Here is a 16326-nt window from a genome sequence, read left to right on the forward strand (position 1 = left end):
GCTCTTAGAACGAGCTGACCACCTGGACCAGCCTCGACAAGGAGGTCATGGAGCTCGCCGCGCACAGCATCGTCGCGCCACCGAACCTAGCGCGCCTCCGGTGCCCGGCTCGGAGCAAGCAGGCCGGCCCCGACCAGGAACGCCGGTAGCGTCGACATGAACGGAACGGTCAGGAGATAGGCCGTCCAGGCCGCTGGCGCGCTCACCCGTTCCAGGCCCGGCACGTCGAACGCGCCACCTGACACCGCGAGCCCCACGGCGAGGACCGTCACCCCGGCCAGAGCCGAGCCCCCGACGGCCGCGACCCGCGCGATCGACGCGTCCAGCCACCCGTGCCGGCCCAGACTGACGGCGAGCAGCACCACCGCCACCTGGGTGAGCACGACGTAGCCAAGCTGCAGCAGGTCGAGCCAGACCAGCAGCAGCACGACCGCGGACGGCTCGGCCGGCAGTCCCAGCAGGTAGGACCGGGCCTCCCAGGCGCTCGTCTCGACCCGGGCCTGAGCGGGTGCCGCCCCGGCCAGCACCACCCCCACCCGCGCGACCAGGTTGGCGAGGTAGCCGGCGCCACCGAGGAGGAGCACGGCGCAGGCCATCGCGGCCGGCGCGCGCCCGGGCCCATCCCACAGCCGGGCCGCCGCCAGCACGACACCCACCGTGATCAGGGCCGCGGCAAGCATGAGGACGGCGGTGTTCGCCAGCATCGCGCCGGGATGGTGTGCGGTCGGTATGCCGGTGAGGGCGGCCAGGGCGAAGACCGAGACACCGGCCGCGAGCAGCAGTACCGCCGGGGCGTCCGGTCCCCCGCCGTGGGCGCCGGCACGCGCGCGCAGCGCCCGTCCGACCAGCACCGCCGCGAGCACGAGATAGGCCGCGTCGAGCGGGACGAACAGCGGCGTGGCGAGCGCGCCGGCCCCGGCATGTGCCCCGGTCAACGCCAGCCCCAGCGGCCACAGCACCCACAGCACCCGTCCCGGGCCGGCCGGTCCACCAGGGTGGGGACGTGTCGTGCGGGTGTCCCCGGCGGCCAGGCTGTTCGCGGCATCCCCGGTCCACGGCGCGCGGGTGGTCCTCATGACCGTCACGACACCGGACCGCCGGCGCGCGCAGCCCGCTCCGCAAGGTGGGTCGCGAGCACCTCGGGGCGCGACAGGTAGACCTCGTGATCGTCGGCGCCCGCCACGGTGGTCACGGGCAGATCGGCCCATTCGGCCAGCCGATCGGCGATCAGCCGGTGGAGCGGACTCGTCCCCGCCCCGACGGCCACGGTGATCCGGTCGGGCGGGAGGTCCGCCGCGGCGAAGGGGTGCGACGTGATCAGCCGGGCGTCGTCACGCACAAACGCCTCGGCGTTGACCGCCGAGCGGATCACAGCCGGATCCGTCAGATCGGCCGTGCCCCCGGAGAGCACCTCGAGCGCCCGGTGGTAGGCGCCCGTCCAGTCCCCCGGGCGGCGCGCCGTGTACTCCTCGATCGGCTTCATGATCTCCGCGTGGGCGGCGGCGCCGTCCGGCAGTACACCGATCGCCGCCGGCTCCCAGGCGATCGCCTCGGCAACCAGGTCCGGATGCCGGCCCGCGAGCGCCATCGCGACGACCCCGCCCGAGCTGAACCCGAGAACTGTCACCGGCCCGGAACGGCCGGGAGCGCTGGGAGCGCTGGGAGAACCGGAACCGCTGGCAGAACCGGAACCACCGAAAGCGCTGGGAACGCGGGCGAGCTCACGGATCAGGTCGGCGGCGTCATCGGCGTGCTGGTCGACGCCGCCGCCCGGCCAGCCGTCCCGGGTGCTGGCACCAGTTCCCCGGCGGTCGTACACGACCGCACGCCACCCGGTGGCCGCCAGCGCCAGGGCCTGTGGGGCGAGCATCGCCGCGTCTTCGGCCCCGCCGTGCACGAGCAGGATCGTCGGGCCGTCCCCGAAGATCTCGTAGGCCAGGCTTATCACAGCCGCCTCATTTGGTTTTATCGAAGCTATATCCAATACTGGCTAGAGTAAGCGAATGACGGTCAGCCGACAGCCGCGACGCCGGTACGACGCCACCGGCCGCCAGGCCCAGGCCCGGGAGAACCGCGCCCGGGCGATCGGTGCGGCCACCGAGCTGTTCGTCCGGCAGGGCTTCGCGGCGACCTCGATGGCCCAGATAGCCGCTGCTGCCGGAGTCTCCACGCCGACCGTCTTCGCCTACTTCTCCTCGAAGATCAACCTCCTCAGGGTGGCCGTCGACGAGGCGGTCGCGGGCGACGACGAACCGGTCGCCCTGCACGAGCGGCCGGCCATGCGGGCCGTCCACGACGGCGCCACGGCCGACGAGGTGCTCGGCGCGTTCGCGGTGGCCGCGACGGAGATCGCGCAGCGCGCCTTCCCGCTGCTGTCGGCACTGCGCCGGGCCGCGGACGTCGATCCGCAGGCCGGCGAGCTCGCGCGCGACCTCGAACACCAGCGCCTGACCGGAGCGGGCATCGTCGCGGCGACCGTCGCCGATCGCCTGGGCACAGCCGCCGCGGACGACGTCGAGCGCATCCGCGACACGCTCTGGACGATCTTCTCCCCGGATGTCTACGGCCTACTGGTCCGCGAGCGCGGGTGGTCCCACGACGCCTACCGCGAGTGGGTGACAGACGCCGCGCTCGGCGCGCTGACCCCCGACCGGCCGCCCGCCACCCGGCCGCCCGCCACCCAGCCGCCCGCCACGGAGCCACGATCAACTTCACGGGCAGAGTTCGACTGACGCCAGCACCGACGAGCCGGTCAACGCGCACCGGCGACGCGCGCTATCCTTCCCTAAACTTCCATAAAGGGGTCAGTCATGCTGTGAAGTCGGCATCAATAAAGAAACATAGGGATGCCGCAGGCCGAGGCCCGGTGGGCGAGGATTACCGCGGACAACGGGCAGTATCCGGGTCGCCACCGTGAGTTTCGACGCGCTCCTCGCCGGCGCGCACTCACGAGAAGAGGAAGAAACCGTGGCGGAGGACCTCACGATTTCCAACGGGGTGATACCCGACGAGCTCGAACAGGTGGGCGCCGTATCCGTCCTCGTCTGCTCGCCGGAGGGTCCTCTGGTCCGTGTCGAGCAGAACGCTCTGGACATCATCGGCACCGCGATGTATCTGCGGGCCGCGTGGGCGGTGGTCCCGGTCACGCGGCTCACACCGGAGTTCTTCGAGCTCCGCAGCGGCCTGGCCGGTCAGATCCTGCAGAAGTTCGTCAACTACCAGGTCGGGCTGGCCGTGGTGGGGGACATCTCGGCGTTCACGGCGGCTAGCGGCGCCCTGCGGGACCTGGTGCGCGAGTCCAACCAGGGAGTGCACCACTCGCCCGCTCCCGACTCGCCCCGCCCCGCCCGACAGGAACGGCTCCTGACCAGTCTCCTCACGTGCCCGCCCGCAGGGCGAGCCGGATGCCAAAGCGCGAGCCCCGCCTCGGCCCAGGGTGCCGGGGTGCCGGGGTCACCGCGGACGAGCCGGACGCCAAGGGGGGACCTGCTTGCCGTCGAGGCTGCCCATGGTCAGCCAGGCGGTACCGACACCGATCCGGCTCTCCCGGGCCTGCTCGACGCTCTCCCCGAAGACCACCTCGGTCGTGGTGCCCGGGCGGATCGAGGTCGCGAACGGCCTGCGCTCCGCCCTGCAGAACACGGGGCTGACCGTGAGCACCGGGCTGTCACCCGGAGTGGTCACCGCACAGCTGCCGCCGGCACAGCTGCCGCCGGCGCAGAAGGCGGCGGCGCAGAAGGCGGCGGCGTACGCGGACCGGCCCGCCGAGCTGAGCACGTCGGAGCTCTCACTGCTCCTCGACGGCTTCCGGCTCGCGTTCGCGGCGCTGGGCCTGCTGTGCCTGACCGGGATAGCGGCCGCGCTCGCCCCCGGATCCAGCCGCGATTCGGCCGCCCGGCTGGACGCGCGTTCGGGCGCTTGTTCGGACGGCGGCGGCCCGGCCCGTGGGCGCCCCCACCGCGGCGGGCAGGACGTCCACCGTCACTTTCCGTGGAGAATGCGCCGGGTGCCGGGCGCCTCACGGGAGAAGCGACGGATCCTGCGAGAGATAAGGCGCCGCTTTCTCGGCGCGCTCCCCCGGCAGATGTCACACAAGACAACCTCTGCCCGGACGAGCCTCGACAGACTCACGGTCCAGCTACCCCACCTAAATCGTCTGATGTATAGTGACCTCGCTGACTGACAACTTCTGGCGGCTGTTCTTCGAGACGGTCGTTGCTTCGACATCCGCTGTGGCGGCCGCGAGACGGGTGGACTGGGATGCTCAGCGTGGAGCGGGTGCGCCCCGCCTACGTCCAGGTTGCGGCTCAGCTACAGGAGCTGATCGTGCGCGGCGATCTGACCGCCGGTCAGCGCCTGCCCGTCGAGGCCGAGCTGTCGACGATGTTCGGCGTCAGCCGGTCCACGGTCCGCGAGGCGCTGCGGCTGCTGTCGTCCCAGCACCTGGTCGAGACGCGGCGGGGAGTCCACGGCGGCACCTTCGTCGCGGCGCCGGACACCGGCCTGATGGGCGATTTCCTCGAGACCGGCCTCGGCCTGCTCTCGGGCGCCGACCTGGTCAGTGTGGATCAGCTGATCGAGGCCTGTGACCTGCTCGAGGTTCCGGCCGCCCGGCTGGCCGCCGTCCGGCGGACGCCCGCCCAGCTCGAGATGATCCGGAAAGCGACCACGGCCACCGAACGGATCGAGGATCCGGTCGAACGGTACGAGGGCAGCAACGGATTCCACGCCTCGATCCTGGCCGCCTGCGGCAATCCCCTGCTGAATCTGGTGGCGACACCGGTCTTCAGCGTTCTGCGGACCCGCTTCCAGCGTTCGAGCGTCGACGCCACATTCTGGGAACGCTCCGCCCGGCAGCACCACGAGATCTACGAGGCCATCGAACGCGGCGACGCCGAACAGGCCGGAGTTCTGATGCGCGCCCACATAGACGAGTTGCGCGTTCTCGTTCCCGGCGGGGTGGAGGCCGTGCGACGGCGGACCGTCGGCACCGGATCAGTTGAGGCCGCGAGTGCGATCGCCGCGGCCACCGAATCGCCGGCTGCCGCGGGCTCGGCCACCGTCTGATCGGGTTCAGGTCGCGGCGCGGCCGGTCGTCAGGACACGGCGGGTCACGAAGTCGAGAAACGCCTCGTTGAAGACCACGGGACGTTCCAGGTAGGGAACGTGGGCGGGCCCGGTCCACGACCACCAGCTCCGAGCCCGGCAGGGCCGCATGGGCGGCGTGCGCCATCGAGACGGGGAAGGGCCCGTTCTTCGCGCCCCAGACGATCTGGACGGGCAGCCCGGGGGCGAGCTCCGCCAGCCCGGACGACCCCGGCCGAACTCGCAGACCACTAATGTCTGACTTATATGTCGCGACCAGATTTCGACCCTTATCTGTTATGTAATAGCATCTTGGACGGCAAAATGGAGTGGAAGACTTATTATCCGACTTAATTTGTATCGAGCACTGGGACGACCCGGGCGAACATGAGGAGCAAGGAGACGGCGCCGAGGTCGTGGACCTCACCGGCCTCGTACTGGCGCCCGGCTTCATCGACCCGCACACGCACTACAACGCGCAGATCCTCTGGGACGGCGAGCTCACCCCGACCTCCTGGCACAGCATCACGACGGTCATCTACGGCAACTGCGGGCTCGGCGTCGCCCCGCTGCGCCCGGACCAGCGCGGCACGATGGGCTCCACCCTGGAGAATGTCGAGGGCATGTCCCGCGAAATGCCCGACGCCGGGATCGAGTGGTCGTTCGAGACGTTCCCCGAGTAAGTCGCCGCCATCGACCGGCGGCGCAAGCGGCTCAACGTCGGCACGTTCATCACCCACACCCCGCTGCGGATGTTCGTGCTGGGTCCGGGAGAAGGGCGCGCTCGGTCTCGCCGAGGCGGTCTGGCGCCTCACCGGCCAGCCCGCCGAGGTCTTCGGCCTCACCGACCGCGGCCTGATCAGGCCCCGCTACGCGGCCGACCTGGTCGCGTTTGCCCCGGCACCGTCGGCGACGACGATCCCGTCCGGGTCTGGGACCTCCCCGCCCGCGGCGACCGGCTGATCGCCGGGACCCACGGCATCGCCGGAGTCTGGGTCAACGGCATGGCGATCTCCTGCGACGGCACGGACGTCGACGGCGCTTATCCCGGCGTGCTTGTCCGGCCCACCGCACAGGGCTTCGGGTCCGCGGAGGTCGCGGGTCCGAATAGGGTTGCGGGCAGTGGCGGAGCGGGCGCGCTGGGCTGGACTGGGCGGAGCGCGGGTGGCAGAGGAGACGGTGTGGATCTCGAGCTGGCGGGCAAGGTCGTCCTGATCACCGGCGGCTCGGACGGGCTCGGCGCCGCGTTGGTGCGCACCCTCGCCGCGGAGGGGGCGCGTGTCGCGTTCTGCGCCCGCGACGCGGACCGCCTCAACCGCCTCGCTGCCGAGGTGGCACCGACCGCCGCGGCCGGCGCGGAGTTCCTGCCCGTCCCCGCGGACGTCACCCGCCTGGCCGACCTCGAGCGGTTCGTCGAGCAGGCCGTCGGCCGCTGGGGGCGGATCGACGGCCTGGTGAACAACGCCGGGCGCAGCGCCGCCGGGCCGTTCGCGTCGCACACCGACGAGGTCTGGGACGCCGACCTGCAGCTCAAGGTGCACAGCACCGTCCGGCTGACCCGGTTGGCGCTGCCGCACCTGCGCGCGGCCGGTGGCGGCTCCGTGATCAACACGCTGGCCATTGCCGCGAAGACCCCCGGCGCCGGATCGACCCCCACCTCGGTCTCCCGGGCGGCCGGGCTCGCCCTCACCAAGGCGCTGTCCAAGGAACTCGGCCCGGACGGAATCCGGGTGAACGCGGTGCTGATCGGGCTGCTGGAGAGCGGCCAGTGGGACCGCCGCGCAGCCGAGCGAGGCATCGGCGTGGACGAGCTGTACGCCGAGCTGAGCCGGGGCTCCGACATCCCCCTCGGACGGGTCGGCCGCGCCCAGGACTTCGCGGACCTCGCGGCCTTCCTGCTCTCCCCCCGCGCCGGTTATCTGACCGGCGTCGGCATCAACCTCGACGGGGGCCTCTCGCCGGCGCCCTGATCCTCGTCGCCAGGGTCCTGGCCACCAGGGTCCTGGCCACCGGGATCCTTGTCGCCGGGATCCTTGTCGCCGGGATCCTTGTCGCCAGGAAAAAGCGGCGATTGCACGCTTTAACACGCTCGGTCCGGGCAGCAGACGTACGAACCCCGAGATCGCCCCGCAGCGTGGAGGAACATCGTGAGCCTGATACACAGCCTGCTCGAAGGCCTCGACGACGGCGACCGTGACCGGACCGTCGGGCTCATCAACAGCAGCATCACCGCCGACCTGGAGAACGTCGCCGCCGGCGCCGGCCCCGCCCGGCAGGTGGACGTCGGCACGCGCTCGCGGGCCCGTCGCTCCGGCGGCGGATCGCGCTCCGGCTCCCGTTCCAAGTCCGGGCGCTGAACCGCCCGAAGCTCCGCCCCTACGACGACAACACTCCCAAAAAAACAGGGACAAAGCACCAAAAATTTGACGAGATCACTGGATCCTCCGGCGTGGACAGTTCGAGATGTCCGATTGCGGTACTAGGTTCTGGTCGTTCGGCCTGCTCCCTCCTTCCGACGGGCCGTCCGCGTCTCACGGCAACCGCCCGCGGGACGCGCCGACCGCCCGGAACCACATGCCCTCCCTGGCCTGTGGCGGCCCGACGCCAGGGGGAAGATGCGCCTCGTCCACGCCGCGGACATCCATCTCGACAGCCCCCTTCGGGGACTGACCCGGCTGGGTGACGGCGACCTGGCCCACCTGCTGCGGCAGGCGACCCGGCGGGCCCTGGCGAACCTCGTCGACCTCAGCGTCGACCGGGCGGCGGACGCGCTCCTGCTCGCCGGGGACGTCTACGACGGAACCTGGCGGGACTACGCGACCGGCCGGTTCTTCGTCGAGCAGATGGGCCGCCTGCGCGACGCCGACATCCCCGTCTACATGATCTCCGGCAACCACGACGCCGAGAGCGAGATCACCCGGTCGCTGACCCTGCCCCCGAACGTCCGGGTGTTCGCCTCGGACCGGCCGGGCACGCATGTGGCGGACGACCTCGGGCTGGCCGTGCACGGGCAGAGCTACGCGACCGCCGCCGTCCACGACAACCTCGTCCAGCGCTACCCGGACGCCCTGGCCGGGCTGGTGAACGTCGGCCTGCTGCACACTGCCGCCGACGGCGCCGAAGGCCATGCCAACTACGCCCCGTGCTCGGAGGACGACCTGGCCCGCACGGGCTACGACTACTTCGCCCTCGGCCATGTCCACTCCCATCGCGTCGTTCACGGCGGCCCACTTCCCGGCGGCACGGCGACCCGCGGGGACGGGCCCGGGGGCCGCCAGGTCGCCGCGTTCAGCGGCAATCTCCAGGGCCGCACCCCGCGGGAGAGCGGGCCAAAGGGCGCCCTCGTCGTCGAGATCCCCCAGGACGGCCCCGCCCGCATCGAGCACGTCCCCTGCGACGTGGCCCGCTGGGCTGTCCTCACCGTCGACACCGCCGGCGCCGACACCCTCGACGACGTCCTGGGCCGGGTCACGGACGAACTGCGGGCGGCGCGGGACTCCGCGGGAGACCGTCCGGTCGTCGCGCGCACCGTGCTCACCGGCGCGTCGCGGGCCGCCGCGGGTCTTGCCGACGCCGAACGGCTGCGCGAGGAGCTCCGCACGGTCGCCGACGGCCTGCAGGTCTGTCTGGAGAAGATCGTCAACCGGGTGACCGACCCGCGGCCGGCCGGCGCCGTCGACCCCGAGCTGGTCTCCGCCGTACGCGCGGCCTGCGACGATCTGGGCACCCGCCCCGAGGACCTCGCGCAGTGGATCGGCCCCCTGGACCGCGAGGTCGGACGGCTGCTGCGCGGAGCCGACCTGCTCGACCTGGGCGATCCCCGCACATTCGCCGACCTCGCCCGGCGCGCCGGGGACGGCCTGCTCGCGCGCCTCTCCGGAGACGACGCCTGATGCGGGTCCGCGCGCTCGGCCTGGATCGCTACGGTGCTTTCGAGGACCGGCGGATCGAGTTCGGCCGTGGGCTGACGGTGGTCCTCGGCGCGAACGAGGCCGGCAAGTCGACGACGCTCGACGCCCTGTCGGACCTGCTGTGGACCTTCCGCGGCACCCGGCGGAGCTTCCAGTTCGGCCAGGGCGCGCTGAGTCTGACGGCCGACCTCGAACTGCCCGCGACGCATCCGGCCGAGCTCCCGCCGTTGTCCCAGGAGACGGGGCCGGCCCGGCAGGCGCCGCCGGCCAGGGTCGAGGTCAGGCGGCGCAACAGCGGTCTGCAGACCGTTGACGACGGCGCGGTCTTCCTTCCCCCGTGGGGTTCCGGTGGCGCCGACGCGCGTCGGCGCTGGCGGCAGGCGTTCGGGCTGTCCCACGCCGAGCTGCGGGCAGGTGGCGCAAGTGTCTTCGAGGGCACCGGCGACCTGGCCGAGCTCGTCTTCACCGCGCGCAGCGGGCGGGCCGTCCGCGGCCTGCTCGACACGCTCGCCGCGGAGATGGACTCCCTGTACAAGGCCCACCGCAACAACAAAAGCGTCCGGGTCCGCACCGCGCTGGCGGACTACGAGCGGCTGGCCGAGCAGGCGGCGTCCGCCATGACCCGCGCGGCCCATGTCGACGATGCCCGCCGGGAGCAGGCGCTGCGCCGCCGCGACGCGCAGGCGGCCGCGGTGGCGACCCGAGCCGCCGCCGACCGCCGCTCCCGCCTGGAACGGTGGGTGCGCGCAGCCCCACATGCCCGGGAGCTGGTCGTGCTCCGGGAACGCCATGCCGCGCTGCTCGCCGCGGGTGTGGCCCTCACCGCCGAGGAGACGGCGCTGTTCGACGCCAGCGTGCGGGAGGCCGCGACGGCCGAGGCCGACCTCGACCGGCTGACCGCCGATCTGCTCGACCGCCGGGCCGCGCGGGAGGCGCTGACGACCGACGAGTCCGTGCTCGCCGACGGCGAGATGATCACCCGGCTGGAGCAGTCCCGTGTGGCGCGGCTCGGCGACGGCGCCGACGCCCGCGCGCTCGAGAACGAGGCCGCGCGCCACGCGGACTCCGCCCGTGCGCTCCTGCTCGACCTGGCTGGTCCGGGCGACCCGCGCACCGCCGCCGAGCTCCTGGCCGACCTGCACGTGCCGCGTGACCTCGCGGTCCAGCTCGACGCGCTCGCCGTGACGGTCGGCGAGCTGACCGACGAGCTGCGCCGCGCCGAGGACGCGCTCGCCGCCGCCCGCCTGCGCCGCGACGGCACCGACCAGTCCCCGGGCCACGACCCGGCGTCGATCAGCCAGCTGAAGGCGGTACTCGGCGCGATAGCCGGCGAGGGCTCGGCGACCGCGCTGACCAGGGCGGCTGTCGACGAGGCGGCCCGCGCTGTCCGCGACCGCCGGGAGGCGCTGCGCCGCGCCGGCGCCCGCGACCCGGACGGCCCGCCGCCCGGGATGCCCGGGCGCGACGAGATCCGGCTGGCGCGCGACCGGCTCGACGCCGCAGAAATGGCCCTCGCCCGCCGCGAGGAGGAGCTCGTCGGCGCCACCCGGGACCTCGAGCTCACGCAGAGCCGGGTCGCCGACGCCGACGGCCGCGACCTCCCGGACCAGGCCACGCTCGACCGGGCCCGCGCGACCCGCGAGGAGCTCTGGAACCTGCTGGTCGACGCGGCCGGCGGCCTGCCGCCCGCGACCGACGGCCGGACCCCCGCCCCGGCCGTTGGCGGGGTGCCACCAGTCGGCGGCCGGCTGACGCCGGAGCGGGCTCGCGAGCTGCTCCCGGTCATCGCCGCCGGAATCGCCCGCGCCGACGAGGTCGCGGATCAGCTCATCCGCCACGCCGATCTGGCCGCCCGGCGGGCCCAGCTCCACCGGGACGCCGACCTCGCGCACGAACGGGCCACCGCGGCGCTCGCCGCCACCACGGCCGCCGCCGAGGCAGCCGATCAAGCCCGCGCGGCGTGGGAGGGCCACTGGCACGAGCCAGGCCTGGCCGTGCCCTCTCGGGCGGACGCGGACGACGTCCAGCGGGCTGTTGACGAGGCGCACCGGGCGCACGCGGAGCTGCTCGCCGCGGAGACCCGCATCGCCCGGCTGGGTGCCCAGGCCGACACCCAGCGGACCGCGCTCGCCCAGGCCCTCGCCGAGGTCGGCCTCGCCCGGGTGGACGCCGACCTCGACAGTCTTCTCACCTGCGCGCAGACCGTACTCGCGGACGACGACCTCGCACAGGTCCGCCGGGCTGACGCCGCCCACTTCGGGCGGGCCGTCGAGGAGGCCGAACGCGAACGGGACAAGCGGCGCGAGGAGCTGCTCGGCGCCGAGGACGACTGGGACAACCTCGTCCGGGCGGCCGGGCTGGCTTCGGTCACCGACCCGCGGGGCTGGACCGAACGGCGGGGCGTGCTCGCGCAGGCGGTGGCTCTGCACGAGCAGGCCGACCGCGCCGCGCGGGACGCCGAGCGTGCCGCCGGCCGCCATCGGGCGTTCGCCGCGGACGTCCGCGAGCTCTCGGCCCGTCATGGCCTCCTGCACCGCTCGCGCGGCCAGCGCCCCGACACCGACACCGACGCCAGCGCCAGCGCCGGGGCCGGGGCCGGGAGTGGGGCCGGGAGTGAAACCGGAACTGGCGGCGAACGTCTCGCGGCGGGCCCAGTCGCGCCCGACAGGCCGGGCGATGAGGCCGACGAGCTGGCCGATCTGCTCGATCAGCTCAGCGCACGGCACCAGGCGAGCATCGAGAGCCGTACCCGCCGCGCGGAGATCGACCAGGCGGTCGCCACCCTGAACACCCGGGTCGCCGCCGCGACGCTGCTGCGGGACAGCGCCGTCGGCCGCCTCGACGAGTTGCGCACGCAGGTCGTCCTCGCGCCCGGTCAGCAACTGGCCGACGCGGCGGACCGCGGCCGGGACCTCGCCGGGATCACGGCGGCGATGACCGCCACCGAAGGCCTGCTGCGCGCCGCGGCACCCGGCGACGAGCTCGAAGCCGTCGTCGGCGCGCTGGCCGCGAGCACCGACGAGGACCTCGCCGCCGACCTCACCGCCGCGCGCGACGAGCACGAGCGCCGCACGGCCGCGCAGACAGAGGCGTGGACGGCCGTCGGGACGGTCGAACGGCATCTGCGGGATCTCGAGAGCGGCGCGGCCACCGGCGAGCTGCACGCCCGTGCGCAGGAGTCCCTGGCGCTCGTAGCCGAGACGGCGGAGCGCTACGTCATCGCGCGCATCCAGTACGAGACGCTTGGCCGTGAGCTGGAGTCCTACGAGCGCCGTCACGCGTCCCCCCTGCTCGCGGACGCGGGACGCCTGCTCGAACGGCTCACCGAGGGCCGCTACGTCGCCCTGCGGGCCATCGATCGCGGCGACGGCGCCCGGACGCTGCGGGTCGTCCGCGCCGACGAGGACGAGCTCGGCCCGGGCGAGCTTTCCGAGGGCACGGCCGACCAGGTGTTCCTGGCCCTGCGCCTGGCAGCGATCGACCAGCTCCAGCGGGAGCGGACCAGCCGCGGCGAACCCACGCTGCCGGTCGTGCTCGACGACGTCCTGATGACGTTCGACGACACGCGCGCCGAGGCGGCACTTCGCGTGCTGGCCGAGATCTCCGGGCGCTGGCAGATCATTCTGCTGACGCATCACGAGCATCTCACCGACCTGGCACGAGCGGTGGGTGCGCAGCTGCGCGCCGACGGACCAGGACAGGCGGACGGCGCCTTGACCCCACCTGGCGACGCCGAGCTGGTCACGATCAGCTATCTGCCGGGGGCGAACGTGCTCACGCCCACCAGAGATGCGGAGCAGATCCGAACGCTGGCCACGCACGTCGTCCCGCCCGACCCCGGCGCCGGTGAGTCCGGCGGAGCCCCGGCTCTCACTGTGACGGCAGCGAGCGGGGGTGGGAACGGAAGCGCGGCCGCCGGCCGGGACTCCGGGAGGATCCGCGCCTGGGCCCGCCAGAACGGATTCGAGGTCGGCGACCGCGGCCGCATTCCCCGGGAGATCCTCGACGCGTTCGCCGACGCGCACTCCGTCTGATCCCCGCCCGGACGCCCGGACCGGCACCAGCAGACCCGGCGGCCGGGGGTGCCGGGGTGGCGGCCCGGTACCGTCGGATACGACGGCCGGACGTCCAGGCCGTGCGCCGACCAGCCAGCCACGGCGGGCCCGGCGGGACCGCCCGTGCGACGGCTTTGCAGCAGAACCACAGACCGGAGGCAGGAACCCGCGATGACCGGGAGTCAGAAGATCGCATATCAGGGCGAGCCGGGAGCCAACTCCCACATCGCCTGCCGCGACGTCTACCCCGACTTCGAGGCGGTACCGTTCCAGACCTTTGAGGAGTGCTTCACCGCGCTGGAGGACGGCACGGTCGGTCTGGCGATGATCCCGGTGGAGAACTCGACCGCGGGCCGGGTCGCCGACATCCACCATCTGCTGCCGAACTCCTCCGTACACATCATCGGTGAGTTCTTCCTGCCCATACGCCATCAGCTTCTCGGACTGCCGCGGGCGACCATGGACGATCTGAAGACCGTGYACAGCCATCCGCAGGCCCTGGCCCAGTGCCGCAACGCGATCCGCGGGCTCGGRCTCACCGCCGTGCCCGCCGCAGACACCGCGGGCAGCGCCCGCGAGGTCGCCGAGTGGGGTGACGTGACGAAGGCTGCCGTCGCCTCGCGGCTGGCAGCCGAGGAATACGGCCTGCAGGTGCTCCGGCCCGACCTCGAGGACGAGGATCACAACACGACCCGCTTCCTCATCCTGTCGAACGAGCGCCTGCGGGCCGCGGCCGGCGTCGGACCGATCGTGACCACCTTCGTGTTCAAGGTGCGAAACATGCCGGCCGCGCTGTACAAGGCTCTCGGCGGTTTCGCCACCAACGGCATCAACATGACGAAGCTCGAAAGCTGCATGATCAGCGGCGAGTTCGTGGCGACGCAGTTCCTCGCCGACATCGAGGGCAGCCCGGAGGATCCCGCGGTGGAACGCGCCTTCGCCGAACTCGGCTTCTTCGCCGACTACCGCATCCTCGGTGTCTACCGCGCCAGCCGATACCGCGAGCGGTTCGACCCCCTGCGACTGAGCTCGTAACCGGTCATGCGGCGAGCGTTCCAGCAGGTGGACGTCTTCACGTCCGGCAGTTGCCTGGGCAATCCCGTCGCGGTCGTCCTCGACGCCGAGGGGCTGCCCAGTGCGGCGATGCGCCGCTTCGCCGCCTGGACGAACCTTTCCGAGACAACGTTCGTCCAGGCCCCGACGGCACCCGGGGCCGACTACCGGGTGCGCATCTTCACGCCGACGGCCGAGCTTCCGTTCGCGGGTCATCCCACTCTGGGGACATGCCACGCCTGGCTGACATCCGGCCACACGCCGCGCGATCCCGACCGGATCGTGCAGGAATGTGAGGCGGGGCTGATCACCGTCCGTCGCGACGACGCCTCGGGACTGGCCTTCTCGGGACCGCCGCTGCTGCGTTACGAGCCCGCCGACGCCGAACTCGTGCGGCACCTCGCCGAGATGCTCCGTCTCGACCCGGCGGACATCCTCGCCGCGCAGTGGGTGGACAACGGCCCGGGCTGGGTCGGCGTGCTGCTCGACTCCGCCGCGGCCGTGCTCGCGATCCGCCCGGGCGCCGTCGACCTGGCCGTGGGGGTTGTCGGGCCACACCCGCCCGGCGGGCCGGGCGCCTTCGAAGTCCGCGCCTTCACGCCCCAGATCACCACTGTCGAGGACCCGGTGACCGGCAGCCTCAACGCCTCCCTCGCGACCTGGCTGTTCGACATCGGCAAGGCGGACGGGGCGTATGTCGTCAGCCAGGGGACGCTGCTCGGGCGGGAGGGCAGGGTCCGTCTCTCCCGTGATCCGGACGGGTCGGTGTGGGTCGGTGGCGACACTGTCACCTGTATCTCGGGGACCGTGGACCTCTGACAGGCGCCGACCCCCGGCCTGCCCGGGAGGCACCTGCTCGCGAGCCACGGCGACGCAAGTTACGGACCCGCGAGCCACGGGCACGCCGCCGAGACGGCACGGGAGCCGGCCTACCGTGGAGTCATGTGTCGCAACATCACTGAGCTGCGCGGACTCGAGCCTCCCGCGACCGACGAGGAGATCGAGGCGGCTGCCCGGCAGTTTGTCCGGAAGGTGAGCGGCCTGCGCCAGCCACCGCCCGCCGCGGCCGGGGCCTTCGAGGCGGCGGTGGCCGAGGTGTCCGCGAGCGTCCACCGCCTGCTCAGGGAGCTGCCCGCGCGCCGCCAGCCGCCCGGGACAGTGCCGCCGCTGCGCCGACCAGAGGTACGGGCCCGTCTCGAGCGCTGAACCCCCAGGCCCGCCCGATGTTCGCCCTTGCCAMATCATGGACGTATCCCGCATGACGTCTACTCCCGGACGGTATCCACGAGGCGCGTCGAGAGGCAGGCCATGCGGTTCGACGATTCGTCGGTCGACACGTCCCAGCTCGAGGACAGACGCGGCGGCCTGGGCCGCGGTGCCGCCATCGGCGGCGGTGGTGCCGGCCTGGTCGGCCTGCTCATCTACCTGGTGGTGGCCGTGCTCGGCGGCGGCGACGGAACGGGCGCGAACGGAACGGGCATCGACGGGTCGGGGGGTGCGCAGCCGGGCACCGAACAGGGCACGACGGGCAGCGACATCGCCACCCGTTGCAACACTGCCGGCGCCCTGGACCAGTACGAGGACTGCTTCGTCCTCAAGGTCTTCAACGAGGTGAACGAGGTCTGGACGGCCCAGTTCGCCCGGGCCGGCCAGCAGTACTCCGACCCGCGGCTGGTCTACTTCTCCGACGCGGTCTCGACCGGATGCGGAACGGCGTCCGCGCAGGTTGGGCCCTTCTACTGCCCACCCGACCGACGGGTCTTCATCGATCTCGGGTTCCTCGAGCAGCTCCAGCGGGACTTCGGGGCGCAGGGCCGGTACGCGCAGGCCTACATCGTCGCTCACGAGGTCGGGCACCACATCCAGACGATCACCGGAACCGAGCAGCGGCTGCGCGAGGCGCAGAACGCCGACCCGTCCCGCCGCAACGCGCTGTCGGTGCAGCTCGAACTGCAGGCCGACTGCTACGCCGGGGTGTGGAGCACGCTGGCGAACTCCGCCGGCAACGTCACGATCAACGAAGCTGAGCTCGACGAGGCGCTCCGGGCGGCCGAGGCCGTGGGCGATGACCGGATCCAGGCCTCGGCCGGCGGCCGCGTCGACCCGGAGTCGTGGACCCACGGCTCGGCGGAGCAGCGAAGTGAGGCCTTCCTGAACGGATACCGGGGCGCCTCGATGGCGGCGTGCGACACCGTCCCGGTCTGAGTCGGCACGGCGCGTCC

15 protein-coding genes and 1 pseudogene are annotated in these 16326 nt (G+C 72.8%); 14 read left to right on the forward strand and 2 right to left on the reverse strand.

Annotated elements, in window-relative coordinates:
• Window positions 1-86: 86 nt before the first annotated feature.
• Window positions 87-1076 (reverse strand): hypothetical protein, encoded by a 990-nt coding sequence (locus BBK14_RS24320; RefSeq protein ID WP_131802407.1) that lies wholly within the window; start codon window positions 1074-1076, stop codon window positions 87-89.
• A 5-nt stretch (window positions 1077-1081) separates the two neighbouring features.
• Window positions 1082-1948, reverse strand: a complete 867-nt coding sequence (locus BBK14_RS24325; RefSeq protein WP_071065572.1) for an alpha/beta hydrolase — start codon at window positions 1946-1948, stop codon at window positions 1082-1084.
• A gap of 55 nt (window positions 1949-2003) precedes the next feature.
• Between BBK14_RS24325 and BBK14_RS24330 the strand changes: the two genes are divergently transcribed.
• The 14 genes and pseudogenes from BBK14_RS24330 to ypfJ all read left to right on the forward strand — a co-directional run bounded on the left by BBK14_RS24330 (window position 2004) and on the right by ypfJ (window position 16309).
• Complete coding sequence (locus BBK14_RS24330) at window positions 2004-2732, forward strand: TetR/AcrR family transcriptional regulator (protein ID WP_071065573.1); 729 nt, start codon at window positions 2004-2006, stop codon at window positions 2730-2732.
• A 289-nt stretch (window positions 2733-3021) separates the two neighbouring features.
• Window positions 3022-3255, forward strand: a pseudogene (locus tag BBK14_RS42395) (DUF4180 domain-containing protein); the annotation flags it as partial.
• Window positions 3256-3508: 253 nt separating this feature from the next.
• Entirely contained in the window at window positions 3509-4183 is a 675-nt protein-coding gene (locus BBK14_RS40560) for a hypothetical protein (protein WP_071065575.1), read from the forward strand.
• A 77-nt stretch (window positions 4184-4260) separates the two neighbouring features.
• Window positions 4261-5067, forward strand: a complete 807-nt coding sequence (locus BBK14_RS24345) for a FadR/GntR family transcriptional regulator (RefSeq protein WP_071065576.1) — start codon at window positions 4261-4263, stop codon at window positions 5065-5067.
• A gap of 347 nt (window positions 5068-5414) precedes the next feature.
• Entirely contained in the window at window positions 5415-5768 is a 354-nt protein-coding gene (locus BBK14_RS35845) for an amidohydrolase family protein (RefSeq protein ID WP_241831813.1), read from the forward strand.
• Window positions 5698-6048 carry an amidohydrolase family protein gene (locus BBK14_RS42400; protein ID WP_368672065.1) on the forward strand — a complete coding sequence of 117 codons (351 nt, stop codon included), beginning with the start codon at window positions 5698-5700 and terminating at the stop codon, window positions 6046-6048. The genes BBK14_RS35845 and BBK14_RS42400 overlap by 71 nt, the downstream gene beginning before the upstream one ends.
• Before the next feature lie 218 nt (window positions 6049-6266).
• The gene (locus tag BBK14_RS24355) at window positions 6267-7055 is read left to right on the forward strand and encodes an SDR family oxidoreductase (RefSeq protein ID WP_071065578.1); all 789 of its coding nucleotides are present in this window, start codon (window positions 6267-6269) and stop codon (window positions 7053-7055) included.
• A 177-nt stretch (window positions 7056-7232) separates the two neighbouring features.
• On the forward strand, window positions 7233-7442 hold the full coding sequence (locus tag BBK14_RS24360) for a hypothetical protein (RefSeq protein ID WP_071065579.1): 210 nt from the start codon (window positions 7233-7235) through the stop codon (window positions 7440-7442).
• 258 nt (window positions 7443-7700) lie between these two features.
• Window positions 7701-8978, forward strand: coding sequence for a metallophosphoesterase family protein (locus BBK14_RS24365; RefSeq protein ID WP_071065580.1), 1278 nt, complete (start codon window positions 7701-7703; stop codon window positions 8976-8978).
• The gene (locus BBK14_RS41410) at window positions 8978-13030 is read left to right on the forward strand and encodes an AAA family ATPase (RefSeq protein ID WP_071065581.1); all 4053 of its coding nucleotides are present in this window, start codon (window positions 8978-8980) and stop codon (window positions 13028-13030) included. Before BBK14_RS24365 ends, BBK14_RS41410 begins: the two co-directional genes overlap by 1 nt.
• Window positions 13031-13222: 192 nt before the next feature.
• Window positions 13223-14086 (forward strand): prephenate dehydratase, encoded by an 864-nt coding sequence (locus BBK14_RS24375; protein ID WP_071065582.1) that lies wholly within the window; start codon window positions 13223-13225, stop codon window positions 14084-14086.
• Window positions 14087-14092: 6 nt separating this feature from the next.
• Window positions 14093-14923: a PhzF family phenazine biosynthesis protein gene (locus BBK14_RS24380; RefSeq protein WP_071065583.1), complete on the forward strand. Its 831-nt coding sequence runs from the start codon at window positions 14093-14095 to the stop codon at window positions 14921-14923.
• A 123-nt stretch (window positions 14924-15046) separates the two neighbouring features.
• Window positions 15047-15310 carry a DUF2277 domain-containing protein gene (locus tag BBK14_RS24385; RefSeq protein WP_071065584.1) on the forward strand — a complete coding sequence of 88 codons (264 nt, stop codon included), beginning with the start codon at window positions 15047-15049 and terminating at the stop codon, window positions 15308-15310.
• A 102-nt stretch (window positions 15311-15412) separates the two neighbouring features.
• A complete protein-coding gene (gene ypfJ, locus BBK14_RS24390; protein ID WP_071065585.1) occupies window positions 15413-16309 on the forward strand; it encodes a KPN_02809 family neutral zinc metallopeptidase in 897 nt (298 codons plus the stop codon).
• The last annotated feature ends 17 nt before the right edge of the window (window positions 16310-16326 follow it).

The sequence above is a fragment of the Parafrankia soli genome (assembly GCF_001854695.1).
Classification (GTDB): Bacteria; Actinomycetota; Actinomycetes; order Frankiales; family Frankiaceae; genus Parafrankia; species Parafrankia soli.